Consider the following 23,658-nt stretch of genomic DNA (forward strand, 5'->3'; position numbering starts at 1 on the left):
GATGAGCCAACCTACTCACACGCGTATCCGCATGTTCAATACGAAGGATACGTATCTCAATCAGACGCTCGACAACGACCTATGCCAGGCCGTGCGCGCGGGCAATACGGTCTATGTGCGCGGCCAGGTCGGCACGGCTTTCGATGGCCAACTTGTCGGCCTCGGCGATCCGCGCGCGCAGGCCGAGCAGGCCATGAAGAACGTGAAGCAGTTGCTCGAGGAAGCGGGCAGCGATCTCTCGCACATCGTCAAGACGACGACGTTCCTCACCGATGTGCGTTATCGCGAGCCCGTGTATCGTGAGGTCGGAAAGTGGCTGAAGGGCGTGTTTCCCATTTCGACGGGACTCGTCGTGGTCGCATTGGGACAGCCGGAATGGCTCATGGAAATCGATGTGATCGCGGTCATTCCCGATGGATGGACGCCGCCTTCCGCTTAAAGGAGCGTAGATGACATTTTCGATCATCGGACGTTGCGAGAAAACGGGGCAGCTCGGCATTGCAATCAGTTCATCGAGTATCGCGGTGGGCGCGCGTTGTCCGTGGCTGCGCGCGAAGGTCGGCGCGGTCGCGACGCAGAACGTCACGCTGCCCGCGCTCGGGCCTTTGATTCTCGATCATCTCGATGCAGCGCTCGATCCGTCCGTGGCGCTGGAACGCGCGTTAGGCACGGATCAATGGAGCGATTACCGGCAAGTCACTGTCGTGGATGCGCAAGGGCGCACCGCATTCTTCAGCGGCAAAGAGGCGCTCGGAATCAATCATGCTTCTACGGGTAAGCAATGCGTCGCGGCGGGCAACATGCTGACGAGCATCGACGTGATCGAAGCCATGACGCCCGCGTTCGAAAATACGCCGGGCGCGCTCGCGGATCGCCTTCTTGCCGCGATGCACGCCGCCATGGCAAAGGGCGGCGAAGCGGGGCCCGTGCATTCGGCAGCGCTCAAGATCGTGGGCGATCAGGTTTGGCCGATCGTCGATTTGCGAATCGATTGGACGGACGACGATCCCATCGGCAAGCTGAATGATTTATGGCGAGCCTATGAGCCGCAGATGAAGGATTACATTACGCGCGCGTTGAATCCCACGGCCGCGCCGAGCTACGGAGTGCCGGGCGATGAATGAGACATCGAGCCGCGCGCTCCTCGAAAAACTGATTGGCTTCGCCACGGTGAGCCGCGATTCCAATCTGGAGATGATCGCGTTCATTCGCGATTATCTTGGCGAACATGGCGTCGAATGCGAACTGTTTTATAACGACGAACGCACTAAAGCCAATCTCTTTGCGACCATCGGTCCGCGCGATCGTGGCGGCATCGTGTTGTCGGGACATACTGACGTCGTTCCCGTGGACGGTCAGGCGTGGACCGTCGAACCGTTTCGGCTGAGTGAGAAACAAGGCCGCTTGTATGGACGCGGCACGGCGGATATGAAGGGCTTTCTCGCGTCGGTGCTGGCGGCGGTGCCCATGTTCGTCGAGCGTGAATTGAGATTGCCGGTGCATCTCGCTTTTTCATATGACGAAGAAGTGGGTTGCCTCGGCGTGCGTCCGATGCTCGCCGAACTCGAAAAGCGTCCGCACAAGCCGGTGCTTTGTTTGATAGGCGAGCCGACCGAACTCAAGCCGGTGCTCGGTCACAAAGGCAAGCTCGCAATGCGTTGTCACGTGAAGGGCGCAGCGTGTCATTCCGCTTATGCGCCTTATGGCGTCAATGCCATTCAATACGCGGCGCGGCTCATCAATCGACTCGAAGTGATTGGCGAGCAACTCGCACAGCCGCAACATCACGACGAGCGATTCGATCCGCCATTTTCCACCGTGCAGGCGGGCATGATAAAGGGCGGCCGTGCGTTGAACATTGTGCCGGAAGAATGCGAATTCGATTTCGAAGTGCGTGCGCTGCCAGGCTTCGATGCGCATCAGGTCGCCGATGATCTGAAGACTTATGCCGAAGCCGAACTGCTTCCGCGCATGCGCGCCGTCAAGCCTGATACCGGTATCAGGCTGCAAGCGCTCTCGGCTTATCCGGGATTGGCGACGCCGCCCGAGAGCGAAGCGGCACGGCTATTGACGCGGCTTTGCGGATCGGATGAATACGGCACCGTGGCGTTCGGCACGGAAGGCGGGTTGTTCGATCAGGCGGGCATTCCGGCTGTGGTATGCGGACCGGGCAGCATGGATCAGGGACACAAGCCCGATGAATTCGTGACCGTCGAACAACTTCATGCTTGCGATGCGATGCTGAAACGGCTGGCGGATTATCTCTCTCTAACGGATGCATGAAGTGGAGACGAGAAGTCACTCTAAAACTTCCGCAGACGGTCACGACATCGACATTAAAAGAAAGACCTGGTAAGCGTTGGTAAGCAGCGGCGAAAAGCGCGATCTCATTGCACGATCGCGCGAGTGTGCTCAGGACCACAATGCGATGGTCCCAATCCGAATGGATTGGTTTACTCAAGGAGCGCACGACATGAACGTTACCAGTCCTCTCGCCACGCACAAGGCGCAACCGAGCGCATCGACGCTGCCGATCAAACGCAACAACGAAACCACGACTGGCGAGAGCCCGGCCAAGTCGCAAACGACGCCTTCGAACCCGCCGCATCTCGGCAACAGCATCGACACGACGGCCTGATCGATTCATGCAGACGCGCTTCCTTTCCGCGCTGCTGCTGGCGATCGCCGCAGCATGTCCGTTCCTGCTCGAAGGCTGCGCGGTCGCCGCACTGCCTTGCCGTCTGACTTCCGCGACATTGAAGATCGTGCCGGTCGTCGGTCATGCCGCGGCCACGCCTTTCGATGCCTGCGCCGCTGCGATCGACTGACATGAAGATCGCTCTACGTCGCGTGGCCGTCATCGCAATGATGTTAGTGCCGTTGCCGGCACACGCGGATAAACCTTATGCCTTTCGTGGCCTGCCACTCGGCGTCACGCTCGATGATTTTCGCTCGCACGAGCACGCGCGTGCGCTTCCAGCGGGCAGTGTCGCCGTTTGCACGACCGATCCCGAAGCAAACTCACTCGGCATGGAACTGAGCGGCGCGGATAGTGTGTCCATTGCGTGCAAGTGGGCGCATCGGACAGAGGAAGGGTGGCGTCCATCGCAGGCGGTAGTGGATTGCGCGCCGTCTTACGACCACGTATTGCGCTTCGCCGCGATGCCGGGTGAAAGCGAGCCGCGTCTGTATCGCATGTCCTTCGTCTTCGATGCGCGTCTTGCCAGCGACTTCGCCGATGCGCTCGCATCGAAGTACGGCGCAAGCCGGCTCAAACGCGAGCACGGTTATACACGGCGCGTCTGGGAAAACGCGGCGAGCAGCATCACGCTCGAAGCGAACGAAGGCGCAGCGTCGGCGCGCGTGATCTATCGGCTGAAAGATCACGAAGCATGGCTCGCACGACTCACCGAACAATGGCGTGCCGCCGCCGATACGCCCTGACGGGAACATCACATCATGAAGCTTGCGCTCACTGCCTGCGCGACGCTCGCGCTTTGCGCGTGCTCGTCGTCCTCGTCTCCATCGCGTTCGATCGTCGAGATGCCGACGTTCGCGCCGAACGTTGCCCAGCCGGTCAACGTCAACACGCAAGGTGCGATCTTTCAATCCGGCAGCGCGAATTCGCTGTATGAGACGCCGCGCGCGCAAAAAGTGGGGGACGTACTCACTATTCGTCTCTCCGAGTCGTATCAAGGCAGTCATTCCGCCGATGCCAAAGCGAGCCGCGACAGCAAGATCAGCGCGGAGGCCGCGGACAAGAGCACGGGTGCAGCGGCGCGGCTCGCGCGGCTCTTCAACGTGGGATCGGCATCGACGAGCTTCGACGGATCGGGCAGCACGTCCAACGTCAGCGCGATGTCGGGCACGCTCGCGGTATCGGTTATCGGCACGCTGCCCGGCGGCAATCTGGTGGTCGCAGGCGACAAGATCGTCGCGATGGGCGGCAATCAGGACCGGCTTCGCTTTTCGGGTATCGTGAATCCTAAGGACGTCGAAGCAGGTAACTACGTTGCATCGAACAAGGTGGCGAACGCGCGTATCGAACAGGCAGGCGTGGGCATGCTCGCGGATTCGACCACGATGGGCTGGCTTCAGCGGCTCTTCATGAGCGTGCTCACGTTCTGAGCGGCATGATCAAAGCGGCGAGGCATGATCGGCCGCGCCGGGATCGCCGTGCGGCACGAAGATATAGCCTTGTCCCCAAACCGTCTGCACATAGCGCGGCTCTGAAGGATCGGTTTCGATCAGGCGACGCAGCCGCCAGATGGCGACATCGAGACTGCGATCGCGATGCACGCCGCTGCCGCGCATGCGTTCGTTCAGTTGCGCGCGCGTCAGCACGACCATTTCATGTCTGATGAGTATTTTGAGCAACGCGAATTCCGCCGATCGCAACGGCATGCGAACGCCTTCGCGGCGCAATTCGCGCGTCGTGAAGTCGACCTCGAACGGGCCGAATCGATACGCCGGCCGCATTTCAGGCGCACCGGGCGCATCGACATGACGGCGTCGCAGCACCGATCGGATGCGTGCGAGCAACTCGCGCGGATCGAAGGGCTTGGACATGTAATCGTCCGCGCCGAGTTCGAGGCCGATCACGCGGTCGATCACATCCGCACGAGCGGTCAGCAAAATCACGGGCACGTCCTCGCCGGAATCGCGAAGTTCGCGCAGCGCGCTGATGCCGTCCTTGCCGGGCATCATCACGTCGAGCACGACGATCGACGGACGCTCGGCCTCGATGCTGCGCTTCAACGCGGCGCCGTCGTGCAGCACCGACACGGCGAAACCGTGGGACTGAAGATATTCGCGGACGTGGTCGCGGACCACGTGGTCGTCATCGACCATCAATACATGTTGAGTCATGCGCGAAATTCTATGCGCGGCATCGCACGAATCGCGATACGTAATGCTTTCCAAATCTTTCCCGGTGATGCGCCGTGCGGTCTCGTAAGAAACCGTAACGCCGGGAAATCATGCAAAACATGCCTGTTTTGCAGGCTCGCCATTACAATTTCGGGATGACTATCTCGGTTCTCATTGTCGACGACGATCCCGTGGTGCGCGATCTGCTGCGCCAGTTTCTGCATGAGCGCGGCGTGCAGGTGTCGGTGCTGCACGACGGCAGCGGGCTTGCGCATCGGCTGGAACTGGAGCGGCCGTCTATCGTCGTGCTCGACATCATGATGCCGAACACGGACGGCCTGCGCGCGCTGCGCGATCTGCGCGCAAGGGGCGACGACATTCCCGTGATCTTTCTCACTGCGCGCGCCAGCGTGAACGACAAGATCGCGGGACTCGAATTGGGCGCGGACGATTATCTCGCCAAGCCCTTCGATCCGCGCGAGTTGCTTGCACGCATCGAAACCGTGCTGCGGCGCCGCGCGAATGTGCCGAGTCGTCCCGAGCCTTGCGCGCGTGAACGCGTGGGCCGCTTCGAGCTGGACTTCGTCACGCGTTCGCTGGTCGATGGCGACGAGCGCATCGCGTTGCGCGATAGCGAATTCGCGCTGCTCAAGATCTTCATGAAGCATCCGTACAAGGTGCTTTCGCGCGTGCTCATTCACGACCTGCTGCGCGGCGACGATCTCTCTTACCGCGATCGCGGACTCGACGTGCCGATCTGGCGTCTGCGCCGCATCATCGAGGACGATCCTTCGAATCCGCGTCATGTGCAGACCGTGCGCGGGCAGGGCTACGTGTTCGTGCCCGACATGGACGGCGCCGCGTTCGATACGCGCGTCGCGTGATGCCTATGCGAGCGGTGTTTCCGTGGCTGCGGTTTCGCACGTCGGGCGTATTCAACACGCTCTTCGGACGCACGGCGCTGATTTCGGTCATCGTGCTGCTGATCGTTCAGGGCGGATGGTTCGGCATCCTGATGAGTCAGGGCAGGCGCAACGAAGCCGATGGCTATGCGCGCGGCCTGCTGCTCGTACTCGAGGCGGCGCACGCGGACGTCGCGCTCGATGGCCGTCTCGCACACGCAATGCACGTGCATACCGTGCCGGTGTGGAACATGCCGAAGCCCGTCGAGCTGCGCTCGCCCAATGCGACACGGCACGCGCATCTCGCGCGCCAGCTCGAAGACGGGCTGCCAGCGGGCACGCAGATCGCCGTGGACACGGATGCGAACGACATGTCGCGCCTGTGGGTTCGCTATCCGTCGAGCAGCTTCTGGATCGTCACGCCCATTGACGTGCCGCATCCCGCGCCGTTCGTGCCGGAGTCCATCGTCATGTTGCTGGGCGCGGTGTTGTTGTCGCTCATTGCAACGTGGCAACTGCAACGGCCGCTTGCTCGCGTCGCACATGCTGCACGGCGCTTCGGCGTGGGCGACCGTCCCGCGCCCGTCGACGAACATGGCCCGCGTGAATTGCGCGAACTGATCGGCTCGTTCAATCAGATGATGCGGCGCATCTCGGACGCCGAGGACGACAAGACCGTGATGCTCGCGGGCGTCGCGCACGATCTCAAAGCGCCGCTTACGCGTCTGCGATTACGCGCAAGCGTGCAACAGGGCGATGCATCGAACGGACGCAACGACACGCTGCGCGATATCGACTCGTTGACGCGTATCGTGCAGCAGTTCCTCGAATTCGCGGGCCGTGCGCAGGCGGACAGTTCGGTGACCAGTGTCGATGCGTTTATCGCCGAGCAGTTTCCCGCACCCGATGACGCGGGCGATGCGCTCTTCGTGCTGTCGCTCGAAGCAGGCGACGCGTTCCGCTTGCCGCGCACGGTGATCGACCGGCTGATGACGAACCTCGTCGACAACGCGCTCGAACATGGCGAGCCGCCTGTGGAGATTCGCACCGCGCGCCTCGACGATGCATGGATCATCGAAGTGACCGACCATGGTCCCGGCATTCCCGAAGAGAGTATTGAAGACGCGATGCGGCCGTTCGTGCGGCTCGATCCCGCCCGTAACGGCGATGGTCATTGCGGCCTGGGGCTCGCAATCGTCGCACGCCTCGCACGCGAACTGGATGGGCGATGCGAGATCGGCAATGCGGTGGGCGGCGGCTTGATCGTGCGCATCGTCGTGCATGAGCGACATGGCCGTTCGCGCGCGCGGGCGCTGCGATCCCAAGACAATTAAAAGAACATGATCCTTACTTCATCAGCGATATCGTCTTCGCGTCGCGGTTTCTTGCGCAGCGGCGCGGGCGCCGTGCTGTTCGCGGGCGTCGGCGCGGGCCTGCTTTCAGCGTGCGGCGGCGGAAGCGCGAGCAGCATCGTGCCTGAAGCGCCGCGCCTCACGTCCGTCGAAAACTTTCGCGACATGGCCGGCACGGGCGACGGCTATCCAACCGCCGATGGCCGTCGTCTGCGGCGCGGCGTCTTCTATCGTTCGGGCGCGTTGAGTGCGGACGATGCGGACCTGATCGCGATTCAACGCTTATCGCTTCGTGCAATTCATGATCTGCGTACGCCCGATGAGACCGTCATTGCGCCGGATCGCATGTTGATGGGCGCATTGCGCGAGACGCATGAGATCGCGCCCATCGACGTATCGGCTGCGAATGTCGCCGATGCAAACACCGCACGCGCATGGATGATCGAGCGTCAGCGGCAAATGATCGAGCATCCGTCCGCGCGTGCGCAGTTCGGTGCGTTGCTGTCGCGACTCGCGCGTACGCCAGGGCCGCAAGTGGTGCACGGCGCGCTGGGCAAGGACAGAACGGGATGGGCGTCCGCGCTTGTTCTCGCCATCGCGGATGTGCCGCTCGACGTGATCATTCAGGACTATCTCGTGACGAACATCGTGGCGCAGGCGCAGATCGCAGCGCGCGTGTCGGCGCATGCCGCGCGTCTGGGCGTGGCGCAACAAGCCGTTGCGCCGCTTCATCAAGCGGAAAGCGCGACCATCGAAGCGGCCTTCGATGAAATGCAAAAGCGGTTCGGTACGTTGAATGACTATCTGACGCGCGGGTTGTCGCTCGAACAAAGCGATATTGCAATGCTCAACGCAAAGCTCGTGCAGTAGGCATTTTTCTTTGCTCGTCAGGCAAAAAAAGCCGGCTCGCCTGCGCCCGCAAGACGAGCCGGAAACGAGGACGTATCCAGAGGCGAAGGCAGAATAGCATCGCGTGTGGGCGAATCGCGCGTTCGGTAAGGCAAAGGAAGGAATCGACGCGGACGAACTATGTCCCGCGCGCCACGACCATTTTGTCGACGAGCGCATCCACCTTCTGCCGCGCGCTCGAAAAGCGATCGAGCGTATAGGCGTGCGCCTGATAGCGCGCCGTCACGAGCACGCGGCCCTGGCGCAGCAGCGTGAGATCGATGGCAGAAAGATAGGCTTCCGGGTCATCGCTGAAACTGGGGTTGGCCCAACTCGTGGTCGTGGAATAGACGAGCATCGCTTCGCAGCCGGGCGGGGACGTGCTGGGGTTATAGACCATCGAATCCACACCGCGACGCTGCAAGGCCATCTGCAACACCGGAACGAAATCGCCCGCCGAGACGGTCTGATTCAATTCGATGCATACCGACTTCAGCGACGCCGGCGCACCCGTCACAAAGTCGGGCGACGAGTATTTCGATGCGACCGACATGCTCGCCTGCATCAGAGAGCCGGCCGTATCGGCGGCGGTGAGCAATGTCCATGTGCAGCCTGACATCGCGCTCGCGCATGTCATGTATGCGAGGCATCGTAGAGCGTGCTTGAGCATGCCGGTTCGCTGAATCGTTTGCTTGCTTAACGTACTACGCGCAGGCGCAGTTCGGACGGACCGTCGATAGTCGCGGTCATGCTGACCCGTTGCTTGCCCGCTTCGTCGCGCACGATGAAGTGCTGACGCATCGCCGTGTTGACGTCGTGACGCACATCGGGGAAGCATGCCGCGATATCCGCGCCAAGCTCTTGCAAAGGATCGGCGACCACGCCATCCGCGCCCCAGTGCACTTTCCAGCGGCAATCGTAGACATGGCGGCTGCCACGGCACATACCCTGACCCGGCGATCCGGCCGGCATCAATGCAGGGCTCCTCCCGAGCGTGGCGAATGAATCCGTGGCGACGATGGTCTTCAATGCGGAGCAGACGTCCGGCAAATCTTCCGCCGATGCGTGCAGCATGGGCAGCATCAGCGCAACGCCTGCGAGCGCGGCGCGCAATGAGTGATGAAGAGAGTTTCGATGAATATGAGCGTGCATGAGCTGGATCGTTATCGTTGAGAAGCGTCCGCGTGCAATGCATCGGCATCACGCGGCGCGCATCGATATGTTCACTCCACACGTCGTTCATCAATGCGACGAGCATGCTTTGAAGTCGCGAAGTCCTTTCCAGTTGTTATCGCTTCTTTCCACGCATCACACGAACAAGGAAACGATCTTGCCGACGGTCACCGCCGCCGCGACCCATTTACCCGCGGTATAGAAGCCGTTGGTCTCGCTGCTTGGCGCATCGGGACTGTCGAGGCCGAGCGCGCCGCATGCGAACTGTTTAGCCGATGAAGCCGCGTCGTCGCTGGATGACGCATCGGCTTGTGCATCCTGCTGTGCCGCATCCGGAGCCGGGTCGCGTCGCGCGGGCGTGTCTGTCAGGCCCGCGTACGGGGATGAAGTCGAACTGCTGATCTGCATCGTGTGCCTCTTCGAATGACGGTTCTGCCAGTCCGGCATAACGGCGCACGATGGAAGCGCTTGAGCGTGTCGATCCTTCCGAAGTCTTACACGTTCACGCGGATTTTCCTGCTCGCGATGGCGGCTGGCACAAGCCGCATGTGAAGTCATCGCACAGGTGGCCGATGAAGCGGCCACCGCATCGCGTGCATGCGTTGAGATGGAGCACGCCGGCATCGAAGAAGCGCGGCAACGTCCATGCGCGCGTGAAAGAGAGCACCGCTTCTTCGCCATGCGCCTGCACCGTTTGCAGATAGAGCCGATAGCTTTCGATGAGCGCGCGAAGCGTGGGGCGTTCGTCGGCTTCGTCGATGAGCGGCTGCACGTTGCGGTAGATCGAATGAAAGAGCGAAGAGTGGACGTTCGGACGCCACGTCATGAACCAATCAGGGGAGAAGGGCAGCATGCCCTTTGGCGGCGATACGCCTCTTACTTCTTTATAGAGCTTGATAAGGCGATCGCGCGAGAGTTTCGTTTCGGCTTCGAGCAATTGCAAACGCGCGCCGAGGCGAATGAGTTCTTCGGCGAGGCGTATTTCACGCACTTCCGCGACGATGCTCTTGCCCGCCAAAGGCGCACGCACCGCGACGACGTTCAGAGCTTGCGCTTGCACGCTTCCTCCGCGAGAACGATAGAAGCATGCAGTTGCGAAAGCGGCTTGCCGTGCTCGCCTTCCGCCAATGCCGCAAGCACGGCCACATTATCGAGCCGCAATTGCCAGACCACTTCGGTGGATTCGGCGAGGCGTCGCGTTTGCGAGGGCGTCATCGTCGAGAGCAGCCGTGCCGAGGCTTCCGAAAGGCCGAGTCGATACATCGCCATGATGCGGTCTTCTTCGAGCAGGCGTCGCGCGAGCAACAGATAGGCGAGGTTCAGCTCGCGGATTTGCGCGAGGCTTTCCGGTACGTTCGTCATCGTTGACCTGTTGTCGATGATAAGACGGCGGGCGCATCGCCTCTCGCGCGATGTCCCGCCGTTGCTCACGAAGTCATCGCGTCATGCCTGACGCATTCGCGATCAGAAGCGATGACGCAGACCGACCGTCGCCGAGACCTGGCTGTTCGACGACGATGCCGACAAGCCGTTGATCGCCGCCGTGATGCCGGAATCGCCGACATCGCTCACGTGCTGATACACGCCTTGCAGATAGACGTCGGTGCGCTTCGAGAGCGCATAGGCGGTCTGCAGGCTGACCTGGTTCCACTTCGGATCCACGCCTTCGAGGTGGCCGTCGGTGAACGTGTACGCACCTGACAACGACCACGCGGGCGTGAGGTTATAGCGGCCGTTGACTTCGTAGTTCGTGAAGCGCGCGCTGCCGCCATCGAGTGCAATGCCGTTCGTCGTGCCCGATGCCGATGCGCCAATGCCCGTCGCGCCATCCAGACGCGTCTGCGTGAACACGAAGCCCGCTTGCGCCGCGCCGAACGCGTAGCTGATGCCCGCGCCGAAGGTGCGCTGGCGTTCCGCGCTGAAGGTGGCGTCGTCGCTGACGGCGCCGCTTGCGTTCAACGTCGCGCCGGCATTGTTCAATTGCATGTAGCTCGCCGCGACGTTCAACGGGCCATAGTTGTACGACGCGCCGACGCTGTATGCGCGATTGGTCGCGAAGCCGCCTGCATCGTTCGAGAAGCCGTACAGGCCGCCGAACTTGAAGCCGGCGTAATTCAGGCTTTGGTACTTGACCGAGTTGCTGATGCGGAATGAGTTGTCGAGGTTGTCGTTATCGAACGGATGCGCCGCTTGCGTGCCGCCGTATTGCGTGCCGGTGAGTGCGAGCGGGCCGAGATAGTCGACGACGGAATCGTACTGACGGCCGAGCGTCAGCGCGCCCGCCTGATCGCTCGACAAGCCGACGAACGCCTGGCGGCCGAATTCGCGGCCGTTCTGGCCGAGCTTGCCGTTCGTGATGTTGAAGCCGTTCTCGAGGGTAAAGATCGCCTTGAGTCCGCCGCCCAGATCTTCCGCGCCGCGCAGGCCCCAGCGGCTGCCGTTGACCGCGCCGCTCGTCGCTTGAACGTTGTGCGAGCCGCCTTGATTGTTCGTGTAGGTGAGGCCCGCGTCGATGAGGCCGTAAAGCGTCACGCTGCTTTGCGCGTGCGCTGCACCTGCGACCGTGGCGAGTGCGGTCAGCGCGGTGAGCGTCTTGACCGCATGAGAGGCGATGAATGATTTTTTCACTTGTAGTTCTCCAGGATGACTTGTGCGTCGGCCTGTGCGTCGCTCACGTGGATGCGTCGCGCGGGCCGCTTTCCGATCGATCTGTCGACGCATCGGAGCGCGGATTAAAGCACGGCGAATTGCGCGCATATCGGCTTGGCGCGGTCCCTTGGGTTACGGAATATTCCGTAAATATTGCTGGTCAGCGTGATAAAGGAAGTAATTGCAGGCTGCGCCTTGCTGTGCGCGCGAACGCAAAGCGGTGCCGCCCATTACACGCGGTAATTTCTTGAGCCAATGGGAAAGAGCTTTGTGGTCTGCGCGCGACATGGAGCCGCGCCTTACAGCGAAAACGGGTGCTTGCAAAGAGTCCGTAAACTCGCGCTGCTAGGATGACGGCTCCTTTCATCTCACACATCTCGAACTCATGAAAAAGGCCGTTCTTGCCGCTCTCGTTGCAGGCACCGCGTTCTTCGCTGCTGCGTCCGCTTTTGCAGCTCCGCATCACCACGTGGTGTGCCACAAGGTGCACGTTCATCATCATTGGGAACGTCACTGCAAGTAAGCGGTATTTGCTTGACAAGAGCCCCGTCGTGAACAACGGCGGGGTTTTTTTTATGCGCGCATCGCGGATCGGCAGGCCGCAATTAGTTAGGTATCCGATTCAATAGAGATTGTGTTCCCGCTGCGGCCAGCGTCACGCGCTCGCACCGCGATTCCGGTGCAAAGGTACAATCGTTCGCCCATTCCGCCTGCAATAAAAGCGCCCCACGCCGCCCCTCGATGACTTCTTCCAAAACTACCGATGCGATGCCGCCATTCCTGACCGGAGGTGGAAAATGTTCCGACATCATCGCGTCTCGTGACTGGTCGAAAACGCCGCTCGGCCCCATCTCCGCCTGGCCCGCCATTCTCAAGAACACGCTGTCGGTCATCATGTCGTCGCCGGTTCCCATCGTCACGCTGTGGGGCGAGGAAGGGGTCATGCTGTACAACGATGCCTACTCGGGCTTCGCAGCAGGACGGCATCCGGTGCTGCTCGGGTCGAACGTGCGTGAAGGATGGCCCGAAGTCGCCGACTTCAACGACAACGTCATGAAAGTCGGCCTGCGCGGTGGAACGCTGCGCTACGAAGATCAGGAACTCACGCTGCATCGCAGTGGCGCGCCCGAACAGGTGTGGATGAATCTCGACTATTCGCCCATCTTCGACGAAGCGGGTAAGCCGGTCGCGGTGATGGCCGTCGTCGTGGAGACCACCGCGAAGGTTCGCGCCAAGCGCGCGTTGCAGAACGACCGCGAGCGTTTGCGTCGCATGTTCGAACAGGCGCCGGGTTTCATCGCCATTGTCGGCGGGCCGCAGCATGAGTTCGAACTCGCGAACCCCGCGTATATGGAACTCGTCGGCAAGCGAGACCTGATCGGCCGCGCGGTCAAGGACGCATTGCCCGAAGTCGCGGGCCAAGGCTTCTTCGAATTGCTCGATGCCGCGTTCGCCGAAGGCTTGTCCACGACGCGTCTTGCAGAGCCGATCACGCTCGACCGGCAAGCCGGCATCGGAACGGAGACGCGCTATCTCGACTTCAGTTATCAGCCCGTGAGGGATGCGGCCGGCGAGATCGTCGGCGTGTTCGTGCAAGGCAACGACGTGACCGCGCACATCGAAGCCCAGCGAGCGGTGCGCGAAAGCGAAGAGCGCTTCCGTACGTTCGCTCAGGCGTTGCCGTGTCAGGTGTGGTCGGCGGATGCATCGGGACGTGTCGACTGGATCAACGAGCGAAGCTACCAGTACACCGGCATGCACGAAGGCAGTCTGCGCGACGAAGGCTGGTCGATGGTGACGCACCCGGAAGACATTCCCGGCGCGCAGGACTTGTGGAACAAAGCGGTCCGCGCGGAAGAGGCGTTCGAGAGGGAAGTCAGGCTGCGCAGCGTCAACGGCGTGTACCGGTGGCATCTGTGCCGCGCGCTTCCGGTTCGCAACGCTGACGGCGACATCACGCGCTGGATCGGCGTGAACATGGACATTCACGATCAGAAGACGGCGGCGCACTTTCTCGAACGCGTGAATCAGGACCTCGAGCAGAAGGTCGCCGAGAGCGCCGCGGACCGCGAGCGCATGTGGCGGCTTTCTACCGACCTCATGCTGGTCGCCGATATGAAGGCGTCGATCGTGTCCGTCAATCCCGCGTGGACCGATCTGCTCGGGTGGACCGCAGTCGAACTGATCGGGCAGTCGTTCATCAACCTCATTCATCTCGACGACATCGCGCCCACGCTCGATGAAATCCAGCGCCTCTCCGACGGCAACCGGACCATGAAGTTCGTGAACCGCTTTCGCCGGCGCGAAGGCGGATATTGCACGTTGTCGTGGACCGCTGTTCCCGACAACGGCTTCATTCACGCCGTGGGCCGCGATATCAGCGCAGACGTGGCAGCCGCCGAAGCGCTGCGGCAAACGGAACTCGCGCTGCAGCAGTCGCAAAGAATGGAGACCATCGGCAAGCTCACGGGCGGCGTCGCGCACGACTTCAATAACCTGCTTCAGGTGATATCCGGCAATCTGCAACTGCTGACGAAGGACGTGCAGGGCAACGAGAAGGCGGAACGTCGTCTGCAACAGGCGCTTGCAGGCGTGAATCGCGGCGGCAGGCTCGCGAGTCAGTTGCTTGCATTCGGACGCAGGCAGGCGCTCGAACCGAAGGCGGTGCGCCTCGCGCGGCTCGTCGCGGAAATGGACGACATGTTGCGTCGAAGTCTCGGCGACGCCATCGAAGTCGAAACCGTCACGAGCGGCGGACTGTGGAATACGTTCGTCGATCCGGGGCAACTCGAAAACGCCATCCTCAATCTGGCGATCAACGCGCGCGATGCGATGGAAGGCAACGGCAAGCTGACCATCGAAGTCGGCAACGCCTTTCTCGACGATACCTACGCCTATAGTCATCCGGAGGTCGAGCCCGGCCAGTACGTCATGATCGCGGTGACGGACACGGGCAGCGGCATGACGCCGGATGTGATGAACAAGGCGTATGAACCGTTCTTCTCGACGAAGCCCGAAGGCAAGGGATCGGGGCTCGGGTTATCGATGGTCTATGGCTTCGTCAAGCAATCCGGCGGACATATCAAGCTCTATAGCGAGCAGGGCCATGGAACCACGGTCAAGCTCTATTTGCCGCGCACGCTCGAATCGGAATATCAGCCCGTGATGGCCGAAGTGAGTCCCGCCGAAGGAGGGACTGAAGTCGTGCTCGTGGCGGAAGACGACGAGCAGGTTCGCACCACCGTCATCGAGACGCTCAACGATCTGGGCTATCGCGTGTTGCGCGCGAACGATGCGCTCAGTGCGCTCGCAATCGTCGAAAGCGGCGTGCATATCGACCTGCTGTTCACGGATGTCGTGATGCCCGGTCCCATGAAGAGCACGGAACTCGCGCGCAAGGCGAGAGAACGTATTCCGGGCATCGCGGTGCTGTACACATCGGGCTATACGGAGAACTCGATCGTTCACGGCGGCCGGCTGGATCCGGGCGTCGAACTGTTGAGCAAGCCGTATTCGCGTGAAGCGCTCGCGCGGAAGATACGCCGCGTGCTGGGCAATCGTTCGCCAAAGCGCGGCGATCCTCTTGGCGATATTCCAATCGACCGGGCCGTGCCGCATTCATCCTTCGGCATGCACGATGTCGAAAGCGGCGCAAACAAAGCGTCGCCGAAGCTGCACATTCTCTATGTGGAAGACGATGACCTCATTCGCGCCGTGACGGTCGAATTGCTCGAAACGTTCGGTCATGTCGTATATGAAGCGACGGATTCCGCTTCCGCGCTCGCGTTGCTCGACAAGCATGACGTGGACGTCTTGGTGACGGACATAGGCTTGCCGGACGTTCCCGGCGATGAACTCGCACGGCTTGCACGCGAACGACAACCGCACCTGTCCGTCATCTTTGCGACGGGTCAGAACGATGCGCCGCCTATCGAGGGCGTCGTGTTGCTGCGCAAGCCGTACGATACGGATTCGCTCGAGACCGCGCTTCGACGCGTGTTCGAGCCTTCATAAGCGACGTCCTCGACCGCGAGCCCTCGAGATGAAGGCTCGCGGCAACATCGCTATGCGGCCGCTCGATTCGTTCGATTGCGCACGTCGAAGCGATCGAGGTCCATCACCTTGACCCACGCTGCAACGAAGTCGCGGACGAACTTCTCCTCGGCGTCGTCGCTCGCATAGACCTCGCTCAATGCGCGCAACACGGCGTTCGATCCGAACACGAGATCGACGCGACTGCCTTTCCACTTGAAGTCACCCGTCTGACGATCGCGGCCTTCGAACTCATCGTCGGACAGTGCCTTCCACTCCGTCTTCATGTCGAGCAGATTGCGGAAGAAGTCATTGCTGAGCGTGCCGGGCCGCGCCGTGAACGATGCATGCGCGTCATGCTTCGTGCCGACATCCAGCACGCGCAGTCCGCCGATCAGCGCAGTCATCTCCGGCGCGGTCAAAGTCAGGAGCTGCGCCTTGTCGATCAGCAGATGCTCCGCCGGAATGCTGAAACGTCCCCTCAGATAGTTGCGGAAGCCGTCGGCGGCAGGTTCCATCGCGGACATCGACAACACGTCCGTCTGCTCCTGCGACGCATCCGTGCGCCCCGGCATGAACGGCACGCTGACCTGATGCCCGGCCGCTTGCGCCGCCTGCTCGACGCCCGCGCTGCCCGCAAGCACGATCAGGTCCGCAAGCGATATCTTCTTGCCGCCCGACTGCGCGCCGTTGAAGTCACGCTGAATGGCTTCCAGCGACGCGAGTACCTTTTGCAGTTCGTCAGGGCGATTCACCGCCCAGTCCTTTTGCGGCGTTAGCCGAATGCGCGCACCGTTGGCGCCGCCGCGTTTGTCGGAACCGCGGAACGTCGATGCGGAAGCCCATGCCGTCTCGACGAGTTGCGCCACCGTCAGCCCCGACTCGGCAATCTTCTTCTTGAGCGATGCAATGTCGTTGTCATCGACGAGCGGATGATCGACATCCGGAACCGGGTCTTGCCACAGCAGTTCTTCGGTCGGCACTTCGGGGCCGAGATAACGCGAGCGCGGTCCCATGTCGCGATGCGTGAGCTTGAACCATGCACGCGCGAAGGCATCGGCGAGTTCGTCGGGATGCTCCATGAAGCGGCGCGAAATCTTCTCGTACGTCGGATCGAGGCGCAGCGAAAGATCGGTCGTTAGCATCGTGGGACGCAGCTTCTTCGAAGGATCGTGCGCGGCCGGAATGGTTTCGCCCGCATTCTTCGCAACCCATTGATTCGCGCCTGCCGGACTCTTAGTGAGTTCCCAGTCATTGTCGAAGAGATTCTTGAAGTAACCGTTGCCCCATTGCGTCGGCGTACTCGTCCAGGTGACTTCGAGACCGCTCGTGATCGTATCGGCGCCCTTGCCGGTGCCGAACGTACTCTTCCAGCCAAGCCCCTGATTTTCCAGATCCGCGCTTTCCGGTTCGGCGCCGACGTTGTCGGCCGGTCCCGCGCCGTGCGTCTTGCCGAAGGTATGGCCGCCTGCGATCAGCGCCACGGTTTCTTCGTCGCTCATCGCCATGCGTGCGAATGTCTCGCGGATGTCGTGCGCCGCAGCAAGCGGATCGGGATTGCCATCCGGGCCTTCGGGGTTCACGTAGATAAGGCCCATCTGCACGGCGCCCAGCGGATTTTCCAGATTGCGGCCGGCATCGGTGCGACTCGCTTCGGTGCCGTGAATCTCTTCATCCGCGACGATCACGCCTTCGTCATCGTCCTTGCCGGCAGCTCCCTTGCCATAACGCAGATCGCCGCCGAGCCAGGTTTTCTCATTGCCCCAATAGACGTCGAGATCCGGCTCCCAAGTATCCGCGCGTCCGCCGCCGAAGCCGAAAGTCTTGAAACCCATTGTCTCCAGCGCGACGTTGCCAGTGAGTACGAGCAAATCCGCCCACGAAATCTTCTGCCCGTATTTCTGCTTGATGGGCCATAGAAGACGACGGGCTTTGTCGAGACTGACATTATCCGGCCAACTGTTGAGCGGAGCGAAACGCTGCTGGCCGCGTCCTGCGCCACCGCGTCCATCGCCGATGCGATACGTACCCGCGCTATGCCATGCCATGCGGATAAAGAGCGGACCATAGTGGCCGAAGTCGGCGGGCCACCAGTCCTGCGATTCCGTCATCAGCGCGGCGATGTCTTTCTTGAGCGCCGCGTAATCGAGACTGTTGAAGGCTTCGGCGTAATCGAAATCCTTACCTAGCGGGTCCGATTTAGCGGAGTGCTGACTGAGTAAGTCGAGCCGCAATTGCTTGGGCCACCAGTCGCGGTTCGTGGTGCCACCGCCTGCAGTATGGTTGAACGGGCACTTTCCTTCGCTAGCCATGAATTGTCTCCTGGGAACACGTCGACGTTTTCGATCGTTGGCGCGTAGCGATGAGAGACATGACGAATTCGAAGTCGCCCGATCGATTCTTCTGCGCCACGTACGGTGAATATAGTTCGGCCCGCATCGAGATAAAAGTCGATTCGGGCAATCCATGCAATAGCAGTCTTCTATGACTGGTTCATAGCCGCGTTCTATATAAGTGATTGGCGCAAATGATTGGTGATGGCCGCGCGGGCCATCTAAGTTGGAATATCACTCTGCATCGGGAGGGCTTGTCGCATGGTCAAGATTGTCGGCAAGCTCCTGACCGTAGCCTTTCAAGACGGCGAGACGGTGGTTCGCGCGCTGCAGCGCTCGGAATATCCATCGGCGCTGAAAGAGACATTGCGGTCGCCACGCTACGGTTCATGCGATGTATGGTGCGTGCTCGCATCCGATAGCGGGGAGGGCGCTGTCTTCGGCTGCCAAAGCGACGATTGTGCCGACGAATGCGTGTTGACGAAGCATGTCGTCGGTGAACAAACGTACTGGTCGTGCCAGTGCGTTTGCGCGGCGCCGCCAAGAAATATCATTTCATTGCGTCGCGGTGGCCCGTGGCGCGTTTCGCAGCGCGTGGGGCCGCGCTCTTCATAGGCTTTCCGGCGATCCTTATTTCAAGCGGCGCGGCTTTCGCTCAACAAAAGAACGCGCCGATAAGCCGTGCATCGCATACGCCGGACACCAGCACGGCCCCCTACGCGCCTCCACCTATCGCGGATCGGACTACGGCGGTTCGGCGTATTTGGGCGCGAGCGGCGCGGGCGCACGCAACTGTGGCGAATGGGTGCGCAGCCGGCCCGCCCAACTGCGCGGCTCTATAGCGGCTCCTGATCTCGCGGGCCTCCAACGGCGTGTAGCGCATCAATAGGGCTTTGCCCAATTAGTTAGAAATCCGAATCGAGTGCGCACAGGCACCAAATCCCGCTGTCGCTCTTGCAATCAGACATCGTTGGTTACTTTCGCCGGCAAATATTACCCGATTGTCATGACGCGTCAACACGGCAACGAATCGGTAATTTTTATTGCATGTAAACCGTGTGTTTCAAAACTTTAGGTAATCCCTATACATCGCTCAAGTATTGCTTACCTGTTGCGAACTGTCACACAGCAAACGTTTCACATAGGCCCGCATAAAAAAGTAGTTCTTCCTCGCCGCTTATTCTTCCGATCATTTTCAACCTATTTTCCTACTTAAAAAAATGTAACGAGTTCAGGTAAAAAAGGAACGGTTAGAGTTCAGTCCATCGAACTCACCGGACTTCTTTACCTGCCATGAATAAGCCCAAACAACCCTTCGCAGCATCTTTAGCTGAATCTTTTACCGATTCATCTTTAACCCGCCGAAAGTTCCTTTCTTTCCTGATGGCCGGAGCAGGCGGTGCGGCCCTTTCCGCATGCGGCGGCGGTCTGGATTCCGCGGGCGATGCAGCGGGCGGCGTGGCGAAGAGCGTGTCCAAGGCGACGACCACGGTCTCCGCTTCCGGCACGACGATTCCGCCGGCAGCGTCCATTACCGACAGCTCGGGCGCAGTGTGGACGCTCGTCGGCGGTCGTGTCATGAAGAACGGCGCGGGTGTGTCGACCGGGTCCAGCGTCGCACTGGCGCAGATCCTGTACTTCAACGGCATCATCTACGCGCAGAACTCAAGCGGTGTCTGGTATCTGAATGGTTCGCCGTGGAAGAACATCGGCACGACCGATCCGCGCACCGTGATCAAGCCTTCGAACACGTCGCTGTTCTATGGCATCAACGGCCACATGGCGTGGGGCTCGGGCATTTACTACACGATGACGGCGGAGCAACAACTCGCCATCCTCAAGGACCTCGGCGTGACGATGTATCGCTGCGACACGGCCGACGCGGGCATGTCGACGACGCTCGCGATGGCGCTGCGCGGTTGCTTCGCGAATAGCGGCGTCGGCATCATGCCGGTGCTGAACCCGCGCTCGGCGGGCTGGAACCCGACCGGCACGGAAGCCGCCGCGTATCAACTCGGCTATGACCTCGCGGTGCGCTGCACGCAGCCGCTCGTGGGCCTCGTGACGCACATCGAATGCGGCAATGAACTCGACACGGTCGGCCTGCAGATCGGCGGCGACGGCAGCCAGTCGTCCGACTGGAGTCCGTCGCAATGGCCGGCGTTCCGTGGCGTGATTCGCGGCATGATCGCGGGCGTGAAGGCGGTCGATCCGACCATCAAATGCGGCGTGAACGTCGGCATTCCGATGGCGTATCGTGCGCTGCAAATGTTGTGGAACGGCATTTCGCCGAACGGCACGGCAACGGGCGTCACGGATTCGGCATCGCTGCGCTGGGACTACACGACGTATCACTGGTATCACAGCTCGGGCAAGATCGAATGCGCGGGCCGGAACAACGCGTGCATCAACGTGCTGCAAGTGCTGAAGGACTCGTTCAACGTGCCGATCTGGTTGACGGAATGGGGCTGGTCGGGTTCGGCGGATTCTGCGACGGCGCAGTCGGCGTACGTGCAGGAGACGATCGCGAGCTACTACGCGGTCAAGGACAAGTACAACATCGAGTGCATCATGATGTACGCGGTGATCGACCCGAGCTACGGCCTGATTCAGGGCGACGGCGTGACGAAAACTCCGGCATACGCCACGTTCAAGAACTTCATCGCGGCGAATCCGGTCACGGCGTAATAGCGAACGGTGATTACTTCGAGGGACATCCGTTCGCTCATCGAGCGCGGATGTCCTGCTGATTCACTTCTCCACGCGGCCGTGCGCATGATTCAAGAGCGCATCGCATAGACCCGCAAGCCGATCTCGTCATCTTGAGAGCGTCGGCTTTTTCTTCGCGACGAGGCCTCAAACCTCACCCACTCGCACGCGGGCGATCCCTGATATTTCCATGCATTCCTGTCTGCCACGTTCAACGTCATACGTATGATCTAGTAGCAAGCGCAAGGCATGCTTGCTGCTGTTGCACGAAGCGCTCGCTCGCACCGCGAACGACACGCCTTGATAACATCACATACCCGTCAGGCAATTACAGCAGCGCAGCCTTTCGAACGAGGCTGCGCGCTCTCTGGCTGTTCAAACGCATCCCACAGGAAAACACGCATGAACAAGCTGTTCGATCTCAGCGGCCGCACGGCGCTCGTCACGGGTTCGGCGCGCGGCATCGGCTACGCACTCGTGGAAGGATTGGCGACGGCGGGCGCGCGCGTCATCGTCAACGGCACGCAGGCCGAAACCGTCGATGCCGCCGTCATTCGCTTGCAGGCGCAAGGCTTCGACGCACGCGGCAAAGCCTTCGACGTCACCGATGAAGCATCCGTCGCCGCTGCGTTCGCCGCCTGGGATGCGGAAGGCATCGAAGTGGATATCGTCGTGAACAACGCGGGCATCCAGTTCCGCAAGCCGATGATCGAACTCGCGCTCGCCGACTGGCAACGCGTGATCGATACCAATCTCACGAGCGCATTCATCGTCGCGAAGGAAGCGGCGCGGCGCATGATCGAACGCAAGCGCGGCGGCAAGATCATCAACATCGGTTCGTTGACGAGCGAAGGCGCGCGCGCAACGGTCGCGCCTTACACGGCCGCGAAGGGCGGCATCAAGATGCTCACGCGCGCCATGAGCGCAGAGTGGGCGCCGTTCGATATCCAGGCAAACGCCATCGGCCCCGGCTACATTCTGACGGAGATGAATCGGGCGCTCATCGACAACGCGGACTTCGACAAGTGGGTGAAGAACAGCAACCCGTCGCAGCGCTGGGGCAAGCCTGAAGAACTCGTCGGCACGGCGGTGTATCTCGCGTCGCCGGCATCGAGCTATGTGAACGGACAAATCATTTATGTCGATGGCGGCTGGCTCGCCGTGCTCTGACATCGTGGACAGCATCAGGACTGCGGCGCTGCGCCTCAGGCAAGCAGCCGTGCGATGAGATCGGGCGTCGTCCGCACTTCGTATTTACGCAGCAGGCTCGCGCGATGAATATCGACGGTGCGCGGGCTGATGTTCAGTTCCTTGCCGATCTCCTTGCTCGTCATTCCGTGCACGAGAAACGCGGCGACGTCGCGCTCGCGCTCGGTCAGCGTGCTCGCGACATCGGCTTGCCTGCCGTTCTTCGAGAGATCGGTGAAGGTCCATACCGCGAGTTCGAACGGGCGCTTCGGGTTATAGCCGAAGCCGCCCACGGTGACCCAGAAGTGACTGCCATCGACACGACGCATGATGCGCTCGTCGCTGAATACCGCGCGCTTCGCGATGAGCGGCGCGAGCCGGCGGCCGGTCGTCGCGAAGTCCTTTTGCTGCGGATACAGCTTCGAAAACGACTGATTCAGAATGTCGCCGCGCTTTGCCCTGAAGAGTTCGAGCGCCCGCGTATTGCAGTCCACCATGATGCGCTCGCGCGCCACGATCACGGCGACCGGCAAATGCCTGAAGAGGTCTTCGTAGTCGAGACGGGGCGTCGTGTCGGTCATGGCGGGCATGTCGTTGTCAATCGTTCGAAGGTACGTAGGCTCCTATGTAAGTGTAGCCGTTGCGCGTGCGGTCACGCGACGTGAAACGTGCAGCACGCGTGGCCTTCGCCCGCGCATTGCGTTTCGATGGATGTCGAGCGCGGGCCGCGCGTGGCGCTATCGGGCGCGGTGTCGTTGACCCAGTCCATCGCACCGGCGAACCATCCTGCGAACATGTAGCAGAGCTTCCCGTGCTTCTCCGGTTGTGCGAGCACGAACGACGAGTGATGCACATGAATGCGCGCATGCGATGTCGCCGGGTCTGCCTCGGCGATCGTGAACGCGCCCCAGCCACGCTGCGAAAGACGCTTCAGGTAGTGCTCAAACACGGCCATGCCTGCGATGCCGTGCTTCTCCGCTTCCTTGTCGCACCAGTGATAGGCGGACTTGTAGCCGGCCTTGTAGAGAATCTCGGCATACGTCTCGCGGCCGAGCGCTTCTTCCACGGCCACATGATTGTTCGTGAAGAAATGACGCGGCACGTAAAGCATCGGCAGCGCGTCGGTGGTCCAGACGCCGGTGTCCGGATCGATTTCGATAGGCAATTGAGGCTGCATGATCAGACGTTCCACACTTCGCCGAATACGCGCAGCCAGTTCTCGCCCATCACTTTCTTGATGCGCGATTCACTCCAGCCCGCGCGCTGCATCGCGGCAGTGAGATTCGGAAACTCGCCGATCGTGCGAATGCCTTCAGGGTTCACGACCTTGCCGAAGTTCGTCAATTGACGATAACGGCCCTTGTCGTGCGTGATCCAGTCGAAGAATTCGGTGCTATAGCCTTGCGTGAAATCCGTGCCGATGCCGACCTTGTCTTCGCCGACCACGTCGATCACGTATTCGATTGCTTCGAGGTAGTCATCGACGGTCGCGTCCGGACCTTTCTTCAGGAACGGCGCGAACATCGTCACGCCGACGAAGCCGTTCGCATCGACAATCTCTCT

25 protein-coding genes are annotated in these 23,658 nt (G+C 61.1%); 14 read left to right on the forward strand and 11 right to left on the reverse strand.

The annotated features are described in order from the left end of the window. Position 1 precedes the first annotated feature (1 nt). The 7 genes from NCR39_RS27600 (at position 2) to NCR39_RS27630 (ending at position 4,128) form a co-directional block, all read left to right on the forward strand. Complete coding sequence (locus NCR39_RS27600) at positions 2 to 439, forward strand: RidA family protein (RefSeq protein ID WP_250455859.1); 438 nt, start codon at positions 2 to 4, stop codon at positions 437 to 439. 10 nt (positions 440 to 449) lie between these two features. Beyond that, positions 450 to 1,124, forward strand: coding sequence for a DUF1028 domain-containing protein (locus NCR39_RS27605; RefSeq protein WP_250455861.1), 675 nt, complete (start codon positions 450 to 452; stop codon positions 1,122 to 1,124). Continuing rightward, positions 1,117 to 2,283 carry an acetylornithine deacetylase gene (gene argE / locus NCR39_RS27610; protein ID WP_250455863.1) on the forward strand — a complete coding sequence of 389 codons (1,167 nt, stop codon included), beginning with the start codon at positions 1,117 to 1,119 and terminating at the stop codon, positions 2,281 to 2,283. Before NCR39_RS27605 ends, argE begins: the two co-directional genes overlap by 8 nt. Positions 2,284 to 2,473: 190 nt before the next feature. Then, positions 2,474 to 2,638, forward strand: a complete 165-nt coding sequence (locus NCR39_RS27615; RefSeq protein ID WP_250455865.1) for a hypothetical protein — start codon at positions 2,474 to 2,476, stop codon at positions 2,636 to 2,638. Between the two features lie 7 nt (positions 2,639 to 2,645). Further along, a complete protein-coding gene (locus NCR39_RS27620) occupies positions 2,646 to 2,828 on the forward strand; it encodes a DUF6726 family protein (RefSeq protein WP_250455867.1) in 183 nt (60 codons plus the stop codon). Position 2,829: 1 nt separating this feature from the next. Then, positions 2,830 to 3,444: a hypothetical protein gene (locus NCR39_RS27625; RefSeq protein WP_250455869.1), complete on the forward strand. Its 615-nt coding sequence runs from the start codon at positions 2,830 to 2,832 to the stop codon at positions 3,442 to 3,444. 15 nt (positions 3,445 to 3,459) lie between these two features. After that, on the forward strand, positions 3,460 to 4,128 hold the full coding sequence (locus NCR39_RS27630) for a flagellar basal body L-ring protein FlgH (protein WP_250455870.1): 669 nt from the start codon (positions 3,460 to 3,462) through the stop codon (positions 4,126 to 4,128). Between the two features lie 9 nt (positions 4,129 to 4,137). On the opposite strand, the gene NCR39_RS27635 is transcribed toward NCR39_RS27630, so the two are convergent. Then, positions 4,138 to 4,869 carry a response regulator gene (locus NCR39_RS27635; protein WP_250455872.1) on the reverse strand — a complete coding sequence of 244 codons (732 nt, stop codon included), beginning with the start codon at positions 4,867 to 4,869 and terminating at the stop codon, positions 4,138 to 4,140. A 155-nt stretch (positions 4,870 to 5,024) separates the two neighbouring features. Between NCR39_RS27635 and NCR39_RS27640 the strand changes: the two genes are divergently transcribed. From NCR39_RS27640 to NCR39_RS27650, 3 genes are read left to right on the forward strand one after another with little or no spacing between them, the layout of a single operon-like run. After that, positions 5,025 to 5,753 (forward strand): response regulator, encoded by a 729-nt coding sequence (locus tag NCR39_RS27640; RefSeq protein ID WP_250455874.1) that lies wholly within the window; start codon positions 5,025 to 5,027, stop codon positions 5,751 to 5,753. Beyond that, positions 5,753 to 7,105: an ATP-binding protein gene (locus NCR39_RS27645; protein ID WP_502800290.1), complete on the forward strand. Its 1,353-nt coding sequence runs from the start codon at positions 5,753 to 5,755 to the stop codon at positions 7,103 to 7,105. The genes NCR39_RS27640 and NCR39_RS27645 overlap by 1 nt, the downstream gene beginning before the upstream one ends. 51 nt (positions 7,106 to 7,156) lie before the next feature. After that, positions 7,157 to 7,993: a tyrosine-protein phosphatase gene (locus tag NCR39_RS27650; protein ID WP_250455876.1), complete on the forward strand. Its 837-nt coding sequence runs from the start codon at positions 7,157 to 7,159 to the stop codon at positions 7,991 to 7,993. A 157-nt stretch (positions 7,994 to 8,150) separates the two neighbouring features. Here NCR39_RS27650 and NCR39_RS27655 read toward each other — a convergent pair whose 3' ends face one another. The 6 genes from NCR39_RS27655 to NCR39_RS27680 all read right to left on the reverse strand — a co-directional run bounded on the left by NCR39_RS27655 (position 8,151) and on the right by NCR39_RS27680 (position 11,812). Beyond that, the gene (locus NCR39_RS27655) at positions 8,151 to 8,630 is read right to left on the reverse strand and encodes a hypothetical protein (protein ID WP_250455878.1); all 480 of its coding nucleotides are present in this window, start codon (positions 8,628 to 8,630) and stop codon (positions 8,151 to 8,153) included. Positions 8,631 to 8,707: 77 nt separating this feature from the next. Beyond that, positions 8,708 to 9,163, reverse strand: a complete 456-nt coding sequence (locus tag NCR39_RS27660) for a hypothetical protein (protein WP_250455880.1) — start codon at positions 9,161 to 9,163, stop codon at positions 8,708 to 8,710. Positions 9,164 to 9,319: 156 nt separating this feature from the next. After that, positions 9,320 to 9,592, reverse strand: coding sequence for a hypothetical protein (locus NCR39_RS27665; RefSeq protein WP_250455881.1), 273 nt, complete (start codon positions 9,590 to 9,592; stop codon positions 9,320 to 9,322). A gap of 94 nt (positions 9,593 to 9,686) precedes the next feature. Then, positions 9,687 to 10,202, reverse strand: coding sequence for a flagellar transcriptional regulator FlhC (gene flhC / locus NCR39_RS27670; protein WP_250455923.1), 516 nt, complete (start codon positions 10,200 to 10,202; stop codon positions 9,687 to 9,689). Between the two features lie 23 nt (positions 10,203 to 10,225). Further along, positions 10,226 to 10,546, reverse strand: a complete 321-nt coding sequence (gene flhD / locus NCR39_RS27675) for a flagellar transcriptional regulator FlhD (RefSeq protein WP_250455883.1) — start codon at positions 10,544 to 10,546, stop codon at positions 10,226 to 10,228. Between the two features lie 102 nt (positions 10,547 to 10,648). Beyond that, positions 10,649 to 11,812 (reverse strand): porin, encoded by a 1,164-nt coding sequence (locus tag NCR39_RS27680; protein WP_502800288.1) that lies wholly within the window; start codon positions 11,810 to 11,812, stop codon positions 10,649 to 10,651. Between the two features lie 762 nt (positions 11,813 to 12,574). Between NCR39_RS27680 and NCR39_RS27685 the strand changes: the two genes are divergently transcribed. After that, positions 12,575 to 15,847 carry a PAS domain-containing protein gene (locus tag NCR39_RS27685; protein ID WP_250455885.1) on the forward strand — a complete coding sequence of 1,091 codons (3,273 nt, stop codon included), beginning with the start codon at positions 12,575 to 12,577 and terminating at the stop codon, positions 15,845 to 15,847. A 50-nt stretch (positions 15,848 to 15,897) separates the two neighbouring features. Here the strand turns inward: NCR39_RS27685 and katG are convergent, their stop codons facing one another. After that, entirely contained in the window at positions 15,898 to 18,177 is a 2,280-nt protein-coding gene (gene katG, locus NCR39_RS27690) for a catalase/peroxidase HPI (protein WP_250455887.1), read from the reverse strand. Between the two features lie 282 nt (positions 18,178 to 18,459). Here katG and NCR39_RS27695 point away from each other — a divergent pair, with 282 nt between their 5' ends. The 3 genes from NCR39_RS27695 to NCR39_RS27705 all read left to right on the forward strand — a co-directional run bounded on the left by NCR39_RS27695 (position 18,460) and on the right by NCR39_RS27705 (position 22,077). Beyond that, a complete protein-coding gene (locus NCR39_RS27695; protein ID WP_250455889.1) occupies positions 18,460 to 18,813 on the forward strand; it encodes a hypothetical protein in 354 nt (117 codons plus the stop codon). Between the two features lie 768 nt (positions 18,814 to 19,581). Further along, positions 19,582 to 20,886, forward strand: a complete 1,305-nt coding sequence (locus NCR39_RS27700; RefSeq protein WP_250455891.1) for a glycosyl hydrolase — start codon at positions 19,582 to 19,584, stop codon at positions 20,884 to 20,886. Between the two features lie 423 nt (positions 20,887 to 21,309). Further along, complete coding sequence (locus tag NCR39_RS27705; RefSeq protein ID WP_250455892.1) at positions 21,310 to 22,077, forward strand: SDR family oxidoreductase; 768 nt, start codon at positions 21,310 to 21,312, stop codon at positions 22,075 to 22,077. Between the two features lie 35 nt (positions 22,078 to 22,112). Here the strand turns inward: NCR39_RS27705 and NCR39_RS27710 are convergent, their stop codons facing one another. The 3 genes from NCR39_RS27710 to NCR39_RS27720 form a co-directional block, all read right to left on the reverse strand. Further along, positions 22,113 to 22,685, reverse strand: coding sequence for a PAS and helix-turn-helix domain-containing protein (locus NCR39_RS27710; RefSeq protein ID WP_250455895.1), 573 nt, complete (start codon positions 22,683 to 22,685; stop codon positions 22,113 to 22,115). Positions 22,686 to 22,747: 62 nt separating this feature from the next. Then, a complete protein-coding gene (locus NCR39_RS27715) occupies positions 22,748 to 23,272 on the reverse strand; it encodes a DUF5943 domain-containing protein (protein WP_250455897.1) in 525 nt (174 codons plus the stop codon). 2 nt (positions 23,273 to 23,274) lie between these two features. After that, positions 23,275 to 23,658: membrane dipeptidase (locus NCR39_RS27720; RefSeq protein WP_250452798.1), on the reverse strand; the 384-nt coding region annotated here is incomplete at its 5' end.

It is taken from the genome of Caballeronia sp. ATUFL_M2_KS44, from assembly GCF_023630965.1.
Taxonomy (GTDB): domain Bacteria; phylum Pseudomonadota; class Gammaproteobacteria; order Burkholderiales; family Burkholderiaceae; genus Caballeronia; species Caballeronia concitans.

What these genes read in the sequence shown, in the direction of transcription:
- NCR39_RS27600 (WP_250455859.1), top strand. Translation starts at nt 2, where the DNA reads ATGAGCCAACCTACTCACACGCGTATCCGCATGTTCAATACGAAGGAT.
- NCR39_RS27605 (WP_250455861.1), top strand. Translation starts at nt 450, where the DNA reads ATGACATTTTCGATCATCGGACGTTGCGAGAAAACGGGGCAGCTCGGC.
- argE (WP_250455863.1), top strand. Translation starts at nt 1,117, where the DNA reads ATGAATGAGACATCGAGCCGCGCGCTCCTCGAAAAACTGATTGGCTTC.
- NCR39_RS27615 (WP_250455865.1), top strand. Translation starts at nt 2,474, where the DNA reads ATGAACGTTACCAGTCCTCTCGCCACGCACAAGGCGCAACCGAGCGCA.
- NCR39_RS27620 (WP_250455867.1), top strand. Translation starts at nt 2,646, where the DNA reads ATGCAGACGCGCTTCCTTTCCGCGCTGCTGCTGGCGATCGCCGCAGCA.
- NCR39_RS27625 (WP_250455869.1), top strand. Translation starts at nt 2,830, where the DNA reads ATGAAGATCGCTCTACGTCGCGTGGCCGTCATCGCAATGATGTTAGTG.
- NCR39_RS27630 (WP_250455870.1), top strand. Translation starts at nt 3,460, where the DNA reads ATGAAGCTTGCGCTCACTGCCTGCGCGACGCTCGCGCTTTGCGCGTGC.
- NCR39_RS27635 (WP_250455872.1), bottom strand. Translation starts at nt 4,869, where the DNA reads ATGACTCAACATGTATTGATGGTCGATGACGACCACGTGGTCCGCGAC.
- NCR39_RS27640 (WP_250455874.1), top strand. Translation starts at nt 5,025, where the DNA reads ATGACTATCTCGGTTCTCATTGTCGACGACGATCCCGTGGTGCGCGAT.
- NCR39_RS27645 (WP_502800290.1), top strand. Translation starts at nt 5,753, where the DNA reads ATGCCTATGCGAGCGGTGTTTCCGTGGCTGCGGTTTCGCACGTCGGGC.
- NCR39_RS27655 (WP_250455878.1), bottom strand. Translation starts at nt 8,630, where the DNA reads ATGTCAGGCTGCACATGGACATTGCTCACCGCCGCCGATACGGCCGGC.
- NCR39_RS27660 (WP_250455880.1), bottom strand. Translation starts at nt 9,163, where the DNA reads ATGCACGCTCATATTCATCGAAACTCTCTTCATCACTCATTGCGCGCC.
- NCR39_RS27665 (WP_250455881.1), bottom strand. Translation starts at nt 9,592, where the DNA reads ATGCAGATCAGCAGTTCGACTTCATCCCCGTACGCGGGCCTGACAGAC.
- flhD (WP_250455883.1), bottom strand. Translation starts at nt 10,546, where the DNA reads ATGACGAACGTACCGGAAAGCCTCGCGCAAATCCGCGAGCTGAACCTC.
- NCR39_RS27685 (WP_250455885.1), top strand. Translation starts at nt 12,575, where the DNA reads ATGACTTCTTCCAAAACTACCGATGCGATGCCGCCATTCCTGACCGGA.
- katG (WP_250455887.1), bottom strand. Translation starts at nt 18,177, where the DNA reads ATGGCTAGCGAAGGAAAGTGCCCGTTCAACCATACTGCAGGCGGTGGC.
- NCR39_RS27695 (WP_250455889.1), top strand. Translation starts at nt 18,460, where the DNA reads ATGGTCAAGATTGTCGGCAAGCTCCTGACCGTAGCCTTTCAAGACGGC.
- NCR39_RS27700 (WP_250455891.1), top strand. Translation starts at nt 19,582, where the DNA reads ATGGCCGGAGCAGGCGGTGCGGCCCTTTCCGCATGCGGCGGCGGTCTG.
- NCR39_RS27705 (WP_250455892.1), top strand. Translation starts at nt 21,310, where the DNA reads ATGAACAAGCTGTTCGATCTCAGCGGCCGCACGGCGCTCGTCACGGGT.
- NCR39_RS27710 (WP_250455895.1), bottom strand. Translation starts at nt 22,685, where the DNA reads ATGCCCGCCATGACCGACACGACGCCCCGTCTCGACTACGAAGACCTC.
- NCR39_RS27715 (WP_250455897.1), bottom strand. Translation starts at nt 23,272, where the DNA reads ATGCAGCCTCAATTGCCTATCGAAATCGATCCGGACACCGGCGTCTGG.